7 protein-coding genes are annotated in these 6,819 nt (G+C 57.8%); 3 read left to right on the top strand and 4 right to left on the bottom strand.

The genetic code is table 11. The features are described from left to right. Nucleotides 1-54: 54 nt before the first annotated feature. On the bottom strand, nucleotides 55-930 hold the full coding sequence (yghU, locus tag QZ196_RS06975) for a glutathione-dependent disulfide-bond oxidoreductase (protein ID WP_296425085.1): 876 nt from the start codon (nucleotides 928-930) through the stop codon (nucleotides 55-57). A 197-nt stretch (nucleotides 931-1,127) separates the two neighbouring features. Here yghU and QZ196_RS06970 point away from each other — a divergent pair, with 197 nt between their 5' ends. After that, complete coding sequence (locus QZ196_RS06970; protein ID WP_296425084.1) at nucleotides 1,128-2,246, top strand: LysM peptidoglycan-binding domain-containing protein; 1,119 nt, start codon at nucleotides 1,128-1,130, stop codon at nucleotides 2,244-2,246. A gap of 95 nt (nucleotides 2,247-2,341) precedes the next feature. Here QZ196_RS06970 and QZ196_RS06965 read toward each other — a convergent pair whose 3' ends face one another. Both QZ196_RS06965 and QZ196_RS06960 read right to left on the bottom strand, forming a co-directional pair. Then, complete coding sequence (locus QZ196_RS06965) at nucleotides 2,342-2,974, bottom strand: response regulator transcription factor (protein WP_296425083.1); 633 nt, start codon at nucleotides 2,972-2,974, stop codon at nucleotides 2,342-2,344. Next, nucleotides 2,971-4,407: a cache domain-containing protein gene (locus tag QZ196_RS06960; RefSeq protein ID WP_296425082.1), complete on the bottom strand. Its 1,437-nt coding sequence runs from the start codon at nucleotides 4,405-4,407 to the stop codon at nucleotides 2,971-2,973. The genes QZ196_RS06965 and QZ196_RS06960 overlap by 4 nt, the downstream gene beginning before the upstream one ends. A 244-nt stretch (nucleotides 4,408-4,651) precedes the next feature. Between QZ196_RS06960 and QZ196_RS06955 the strand changes: the two genes are divergently transcribed. Next, nucleotides 4,652-5,734, top strand: a complete 1,083-nt coding sequence (locus QZ196_RS06955) for a TRAP transporter substrate-binding protein (RefSeq protein WP_296425081.1) — start codon at nucleotides 4,652-4,654, stop codon at nucleotides 5,732-5,734. Here the strand turns inward: QZ196_RS06955 and QZ196_RS06950 are convergent. Continuing rightward, nucleotides 5,731-5,865 carry a hypothetical protein gene (locus QZ196_RS06950; protein WP_296425080.1) on the bottom strand — a complete coding sequence of 45 codons (135 nt, stop codon included), beginning with the start codon at nucleotides 5,863-5,865 and terminating at the stop codon, nucleotides 5,731-5,733. The genes QZ196_RS06955 and QZ196_RS06950 overlap by 4 nt on opposite strands. Between QZ196_RS06950 and QZ196_RS06945 the strand changes: the two genes are divergently transcribed. After that, the gene (locus tag QZ196_RS06945; protein ID WP_296425079.1) at nucleotides 5,864-6,811 is read left to right on the top strand and encodes a TRAP transporter small permease subunit; all 948 of its coding nucleotides are present in this window, start codon (nucleotides 5,864-5,866) and stop codon (nucleotides 6,809-6,811) included. The genes QZ196_RS06950 and QZ196_RS06945 overlap by 2 nt on opposite strands. The last annotated feature ends 8 nt before the right edge of the window (nucleotides 6,812-6,819 follow it).

The following is a 6,819-nucleotide window of genomic DNA, read 5'->3' as shown; positions in this document are numbered from 1 at the left end:
CCGGAGAAAATGTCGCAAAAAGCCAAAATCCAGCAACTTTGTTTCAGGGGGTGGTTAGAGGGTTTCGCCGATCTTGTCCTGAGTCTGGGTTTCGAAGTCCGCTGCGCTGTGCCGTTCGTGCAGTTGCTTGTGCGGTTCACCGAAGCTGCGGTTGACCATCTTGCCGCGGATCACGGCCGGGCGCGCGGCGATGGCTTGCGTCCAGCGGGCGACGTTTCGGTACGACCCGGCGTCCAGAAATTCGGCGGCATTGTAGACAAGGTTCTGCACCAGCGCGCCGTACCATGGAAAAATCGCCATATCGGCAATCGTATAGTCGCCGCCGCACATATAGGTGTGATCGGCGAGATGCCGGTCAAGCACGTCAAGCTGGCGTTTGACTTCCATTGTGAAGCGGTTGATCGGGTATTCCATCTTGGACGGGGCGTAGGCATAGAAATGGCCAAAGCCACCGCCGAGATAGGGCGCGCTTCCCTGCAGCCAGAAAAGCCAGTTCAGGCATTCGGTGCGCCCGGCGGGGTCGCGCGGCAGGAACGCCCCGAATTTTTCGGCCAGATACAGCAGAATGGCGCCGCTTTCAAAAATCCTGATCGGCGGCTGGGTGGTGTGATCCATCAGCGCGGGAATTTTTGAGTTGGGGTTGGCTGCGACAAAGCCGCTGCCAAACTGGTCGCCATCCTGAATTTTGATGAGCCAAGCGTCATATTCCGCGCCCGTGTGACCGGCGGCAAGCAGTTCTTCGAGCATGATCGTGACTTTGACGCCATTGGGCGTTGCGAGTGAATGAAGCTGGAGGGGGTGTTGGCCGACAGGCAGGGCCTTTTCGTGGGTGGCGCCGGCGATGGGGCGGTTGATAGTCGCGAACTGGCCGCCGTTTTGTGCATCCCATGTCCAGATTGCTGGCGGTGTATAGTCATCTTGAACGGTCATTGGGGCTCTCCGGGGTGGCTTTGATTGCTGGGGGACAGGTAGGGCGGCTGCCGGTGCAGGGCAAGTGCGCGATGGGGGGAGCGGTGCAGAGGCGCACAGTCAGGTTTCTTGGGGTTGTGCGTATTTGTTCAACATTTTGCCTTTTTTTGCGTGATAGTGGCGATTAAGGAAACCAGTTGCTACTGAAAGGCCACGAAATGAGCGAATGTTTGGATCATCTGTCGGACCCAATGGGATCGGGTAAAATGCGCGCCGGTGCGCTGAATTTGGCGGCTGTTGTTGCAGTATCGGCAGGTCTGATGTCACTGTCTGCGACCGAAGTTGCAGCGCAATCGCTGTGTACGACGTATACTGTCGCGCTCGGTGACACGCTGAGCGGGATCGCGGGAACTGCCGGTGTCCGGGGCGGATTTCAGGTTTTGTTCAATGCCAATACCGGCGTTTTGAGCAGCCCCAATTTGCTGGAAGTCGGTCAGGTCCTGACGATCCCTTGTGAGGATGGACGGTTGCCAGCATCGCGTGTGCCGCAAGTCGCGGCAGTTGCGCCCGCCGCACCCGCCGCGCCTGCTGTGCGTTCCATCCGGTTTCTGACCGGCAGCGGCTACGCGCCGTTTACGGATGAGGATTTGCCGGGGGGTGGTTTGTATACCGAACTGGTCACGCGCGCGATGGAATTGGGCAATCCCGATCAGGAATTCCGGGTGATTTTTGTCAACGACTGGGGATCGCATCTGACCGAACTGCTGCCAACCGGCGCGTTCGATGCGGGATTTCCATGGTTCCTGCCAGACTGTACGAAGGTCGATAACTTGTCGGAATCCAACGCGATACGCTGTACCGAATTTGATGCGTCGGCACCGTTTTACGACGCGCTGGTCGGGTACTACACATTGAAAGACAGCCCCTATGTCGCGGCCACGACGCCGCAGCAGCTATATGGCGCGACGCTGTGCCGTCCCGATGGCTGGTTCTCGTTTGATCTTGAGGCTGTGGAGCTGGTGGCGCCGAATATCGAACTGGTATTCGCCGCGAACGAAGAAAAATGCTGGGAGCTGTTGCAGAAGGGTGAGGTTGATGTCGTAACCTATGACGCGCTGCCCGCCGAAGACGATTATACCGATATGGGGATGACTGACAGCGTGGTCAATTTGTCCGCGCTGGCGACAAAGGAAACGATGCATGTGCTGATCCCCAAGACCAACCCCAACAGTGCGGTCTATCTGGCGACGCTGAACGCGGGATTGGAGCAGTTGCGCCTGTCGGGCGAGTGGTTCGAGGTCGTGCGCCGGCAGATTCAGGCGACGGTCGAAAACTAGGGTACTGACGCAGGCCCACACGATGATTATTGCAGTGACGCGGATACCCCCGGTGGTAGGCCGCGTCACTTGCGTTTCAGGGGGGCACGGGCAGCTTAGATGCCGGTGCCCTGCAAGACGCCATGTTCCAATGCGTAGCGGGTCAGACCGGCGGTCGAGCTGATGCCAAGTTTACGTTTGATGTTCTTGCGGTGCGTTTCAACCGTGCGCACGGAAATGTTGAGCGTCAGCGCCACATCTTTATTGGACTGCCCCTGCGCCAATTCCAGCAAAATGGTCTGTTCGCGGCTTGTCAGGGCCTCGCGACCGTCACTGATTTTAGGCTTGAGGGAACCTTTGGCCCCGGTACACAGGTATTCGTGACCGGCCATCACCCGGTCGATTGCCGTGCGGATTTCATCGGTCGGGACATCCTTCAGGATGTACCCTTTGGCGCCATGGCTGAGCGCGGTCGATATATATTCCGGGCTGTCGTGCATGGACAGAATGAGAATACGCGTGCCGGGCCGTTCTTCGAGGATCATTTCGGTGGCGTTCAGGCCGGACAGGCCCGGCATGTTCAGATCAAGTAAGATCACATCAGGGGCCAGTTCGTTGACCCGGTCAACGGCATCCTGCCCGTTGTTGAGGGTGCCGACGACGGTGATGTCGTCATAGGTTTCCAGAATGGCCTGAATCCCTTCGGTGACCATCGGATGGTCATCCACGATCAAGATGCGAATTGTCATGCGCTTTCCTTGTTTTGGTTTTGCGGGCTGAGCATATGGGTCAGGGGCACTTGCGCCTCGATGACGGTGCCGGTTGTGACGCCGGTACGCGCGGAAAGAATCCGCAGGGTGCCGCCGAGTTGCTCGATGCGTTCTTGCATGTTGCGCAGGCCCAGTCCGGGTGTTTCTTGCCGGGCCGAGGGGGGCCAGAGCATGCCCGCGCCATTGTCTGTGATCCGCAGCATGGCGCCCTTGCGGTGGCCTTTGAGCGAGATATCGACGCGGCTGGCATTGGCGTGGCGTTCAATGTTGGTCAATGCCTCTTGGGCGATGCGGTACAGGGCGATGCGCGCCTCTTGGTCCAGCCGGTGGCGGAAGACGACGGTTTCAAATTCGGTTTCGATCCCGGTGCGGGTGCTGAAATCATCGGTCAGCGCCTGCAGTGCGGGACCAAGGCCAAGATCATCAAGCGCACCGGGACGCAGGTCGCGGCTGATCCTGCGGACTTCTTGAATGGCAGAACCAAGGCCGTTGATCCCTTTGTCCAGGCTTTCATGCGCGCTTTGATTCGTGGCCAGTTTGCGCCGCGCGAGTTCCAGCGCATAGCGCACACCAACCAGCATCTGGCTGATCCCATCGTGCAATTCGCGGGCCACGCGGCCACGTTCCTCTTCTTGGGCGTCGATGATCCGTTGCGTCAGTTCCTTGAGCTTGGCATCGGCCAGCCAGCGTTCGCGCAGGTTCAGCGCCATGCCGGTGATGAACACGCCGATCAATGCCGCCACCGCAATGGCCACAATATATACGGACGTGCGTTTGATCCGTGCTTCGACTTCGGCGCGGGCAGCGGCGACATTTTCAAGGACGTCGTCGATAAAGATGCCAGTGCCAATAACCCAGCGCCAATCTTGCAGGCCGTTGACGTAGACGATCATCCGCTCGCTGGCACCGGTCGATGGTTTTGGCCAGTCAAAACTGTGGTAGCCGCCGCCGGTGCGCGCGATGCGGATCAGCTCATCCGTGATCGAGGTGCCTTGTAAATCCTTGAGCCCGTTCCAGTTTCTGCCGATCAGATAGGTCTGACGCGGCGCCACCAGATTATTGCCATCATAGTCGAACACGAAGAAATAGCCGTCTTGGCCATAAAGCATGGCGGACAGTTCGCGGGTCACCGCAAGCTTGGCGTCGTCATCGTCGGGGGCGGCGCGGCCATATGTGTTCACGATGGCGGTGCGCGCAATTGACAGGTAGTTCTTAAGCTCTTCACGCTTGGTTTCGATCAGCTGCGCCTCGAGCGCCTGTATTTCACGTTCTGCCAACTCGCGGGACTGTGTCGAGACAACGAGAGAAATCAAGAAGACAGCGACCAAAAGCGGCAGGGTGGCCAAAAGGAATACCTTTTGCCCGTAGCTGATCGCAATGCTGTCGCGCAGGCGCGCAAGGAACCCTGTCATACGCGCAGCGATACGCCGAAAGATAACGCGAATCAAACCGCAACGCGCACTGCCAGCCCTGTTTCATGCGGTGGGCGGCAGGGACTGTGGCAAAATGAATCGTAATTATCTTGAAAAAGCGCGCTTTCTACGCAGTATTGCGTATTTCACCTTTTCAATCTGCACGCTAAGGTCACCGAACGAAAATGATCTGGTTTCGCTCTCTGGAGGGGGCGAGGCAACGAAATTACCGGGAGGATACTTTATGGATCGTCGTTCTTTTCTGAAAAACTCGGCACTTGGCGGAACAGCGGCTGCCGCGACTGCGCTTGCAGCACCTGCATATGCCCAGGGCAGCCGCACACTGACGCTGGTCACGACATGGGGTCGTGGTTTGGCCGGTGTGCATGATGCCGCACAACGTGCTGCTGACACGATCACCCAAATGACCGACGGTCAGTTGACGATTGATTTGAAAGCGGCTGGCGAGCTGGTCGGTGCGTTCGAAGTGTTTGACGCCGTGACCTCCGGTCAGGCGGACATGTATCACGGCGCGGACTATTATTTCGTCGGTCAGCATCCGGGCTACGCCTACTTTACGGCTGTGCCATTTGGCATGACGCCGCAGGAACTGGCCAACTGGTATTACCATGGCGAAGGGCAGGGGTTCCATGATGAACTGGGCCAGATTTTTGGCCTCAAGTCGTTCTTGGCGGGTAACACGGGCCCACAGTCCGGTGGCTGGTTCAGCAAAGAGATCGCGGGTCCGGAGGATTTCCAGGGTCTGAAGTTCCGTATGCCCGGTCTGGGTGGCGAAGCGCTTGGCAAGATGGGCGCATCTGTGCAGAACCTTCCGGGTGCGGAAGTGTATCAGGCGCTGGCGTCCGGTGCGATTGATGGCACCGAGTGGATCGGCCCATGGGCTGACGAAAAGGCCGGTTTCCAAGAAATCACCAAGTTCTACTACACTGCGGGTATGCACGAGCCGGGCGCCGGCCTGTCGCTTGCGACCAACCTCGATGTCTTTGACAGCCTGACACCCGTGCAGCAGAAGATCATTGAGATCGCATCGGGCGAAGCACACCAGTGGAACCTGGCGCAGTTCATGAACAACAACGGTGCCGCACTGCAGCGTCTTCAGGCCGGTGGCGTGAAGGTTCTGGAATTCCCGGACACCGTTTGGGATGCCATGGGCACAGCTGCAAAAGAGACGCTGGACCAGTACAATGGCGACGAAATCTATGATCGTCTGCGCGCCAGCTATGAAGCGTCGATGCGGTCTTCGTCCGGCTGGATCACAAAGTCCGAAGGCGTGTACCGCGCGCAGCGTGACCGCGTGATGGGCTAAGGCCACATCCGACGGATCACGCTGATCCATGAAAAAGCGAGGGCCCGATGCAGGTTTGCATAGGGGCCCTTGTTCCACAGGTGCGGGCGGCGCACCTGTTCGAGAGACACGGTGACGGGGGGATATTCCATGGGCTTGGTCGAAGCATGGGGCGGCAACGCCTTTGGTTGGTTTTTCGCAAACCTGATTGAAGGGTTCTACAATTTAGGTTATGCGCTGTTGCACCCGGCCCAATGGTTGGCGTGGTTGCCGTTTGTCAACGCCCCGATGTCCGATGTCGCGGTCAAAGAATCGCTGATCCGGTTTATCTACTACGGCGCCTCTATCGAGCTGTTTTTCGCAGTTTTTGCCATCTTTGTGACGGTCAGCATCATCGGATTTGTCAACAACCGCTTTATGTGGGGGTGTGTATGGGTCCTGGAAGGGATCGCCAATAAGGTCGGCCGCTTTTTCGCATGGGCGGGCCTGTTGATGGTGCTGCAGCAAATCGTGATTATTTTCATGCAGCGCGTCTTTGCCGTGTCCGAGATCGGCGTCGGTTTCGGGGTCACCTTCACCAAAGATGTCAGCTGGTGGGCCGAAGAGTTAAAGCTGTATAACGCGATGATTGTTTGCCTTTGTGCCACCTACACGTTTGTGCAGGGCGGCCATGTACGGGTTGATCTGGTCTATTCCGCTGTCAGCTATCGCACCAAGAAGATCATAGATATGGTGGGGTCGCTTCTGTTCATGGTGCCGACGGCAATCTTGACGTGGCTTTATGGCTGGTTCTTCTTGTGGCGCCATCTGGTGGTGCCGAACCCATCCGCATCGGATAGCCTCGAGCGGCTGATGGGCAAGGCCCGCGCGCTGCGCTGGAACATCGAGACGATCGGCTTTTCGCCCAATGGGTTCAACGCCTATTTCCTGTTCAAGATCCTTTTGATCACCTTCACGGCGATGGTGATGATGCAGGCGGTCGCGTTCTTCTACCGCTCTTATCTTGAGCTGCGCGAAGGCGAGGCCAGTGATGGCAAAAATATAGATAAAGACAAAACTGGCGATCCAACTGCCGACCTTGTCGCAGAAATCCACTAAAACCACGG

This window comes from Yoonia sp. (assembly GCF_017854565.1).
Classification (GTDB): Bacteria; Pseudomonadota; Alphaproteobacteria; order Rhodobacterales; family Rhodobacteraceae; genus Yoonia.
The sequence above is the reverse complement of the archived record's forward strand: the minus strand, read 5'-3'. Positions and strand labels throughout refer to the sequence as shown.